Raw genomic sequence first — 1,237 nt, 5'->3', positions numbered from 1 at the left:
TGGCCCCCCCTCCTCCCCCCCCCGCCGCGGAGCTGCTGTCCCCCCGTCAGGCGGCGGCGTCCAGGTGCGCGAAGACGACGAGGTTCTCCGTGTAGTCGTGCGCCGTGCGGTTGTAGGCGCCGGCGCAGGTGATGAGCCGGACCAGGGCATCGGGGGTGTCCTCGTAGACGCGCTGGTCGGGGAAGTCGTCCTTGTCGAAGTTCTCCACCGAGTCGATCAGGAACACGGCCGTGGTGCCGTCGGCCCGGTCCACCTCGAAGCTGTCGCCGGGCGAGAGCTCGGAGAGGCGCGCGAAGACCGCCGCGGAGGTCTTCGTGTCCAGGTGGCCCGCGATGATCGCCGTACCGCGCTGACCGGGTGAGATCCCGGAACTCTGCCAGCCGACCAGGTTCGTGTCGTCCGCCGGGGGCGGGTCCAGGGCACCGCTCGGGCCGATCTTCAGCCCGGTGAAGGGGGCGTCCACGCGGATCTTGGGAATCCGCAGCCGGATCGGGGCGGAGCGCGGCATGACCGGGCTGCTCATCGAGGTCGCGCCGGTTCCGGACGAGGCGGAGGCGTGCGGTCGAGCGGGTTGCGGTGCGGCCGCCGGGGCCTGTTTCGTCGCGGACGGCACGGGGGGCGCGGTCGGGGAGGTCGCGTCCGAAGTGAACATCTTCCCGCCGAAGGCGTACAGAAGCACGGCCAGTGCCACGGCCCAGAACACGCCTCGGACGACCCATCGCGAAGTGCGTCGGGGTGTTCCCGTGCTGGCGGGGTCGGGTGGGGTCGTCACCGGAGGACACCTTTCGGATGCGGGTGGAATGCGTCCGGGTACTGCTAGGCCTGGCCGGAGGCCTTCCTGCGGCGGACGATGACGACGCCGGCCAGCCCGGCGGCGAGGACCAGTGCTCCGGTCACGTTCGCGCCGGTGTTCGCGAGGCCGCCACCGCCGGTGTGCATGCCGCCCGACGGCTTCTCCGGCTTGTAGCCGTTGTCCTTCTCGGACTTGGAGCCGTTGTCCTTCTCGGACTCCTTCTCCTTGGACCAGTCGTCGGCGTTGACGAGGGAGAGGGCGCCGGAGCCGGTGTGCATGCCGCCCTTGGGCTTCTCGTGGTCACCCTTGTCGTGGTCGCCCTTGGACCAGTCGTCCTTCTTCTGGTCGTCCTTGGACCAGTCGTCGGCGTTGACGAGGGAGAGGGCGCCGGAGCCGGTGTGCATGCCGCCCTTGGGCTTCTCGTGGTCACCCTTGTCGTGGTCT

Annotated in this window: 2 protein-coding genes; both read right to left on the bottom strand. The window is 70.3% G+C overall.

What is annotated here, in order from left to right; all coding sequences use genetic code 11:
- Positions 1-46: 46 nt before the first annotated feature.
- Positions 47-691 carry a class F sortase gene (locus ACFV2S_RS20980; protein ID WP_385561080.1) on the bottom strand — a complete coding sequence of 215 codons (645 nt, stop codon included), beginning with the start codon at positions 689-691 and terminating at the stop codon, positions 47-49.
- Between the two features lie 125 nt (positions 692-816).
- Positions 817-1,237 (bottom strand): hypothetical protein (locus ACFV2S_RS20975; RefSeq protein ID WP_385561077.1); only part of this gene is annotated, 421 nt, incomplete at its 5' end.

It is taken from the genome of Streptomyces sp. NPDC059695 (assembly GCF_042733785.1).
In the GTDB taxonomy this organism is placed as follows: Bacteria; Actinomycetota; Actinomycetes; order Streptomycetales; family Streptomycetaceae; genus Streptomyces.
Note: the sequence above shows the minus strand (reverse complement) of the source record. Positions and strands in the feature narration are given on the sequence as shown.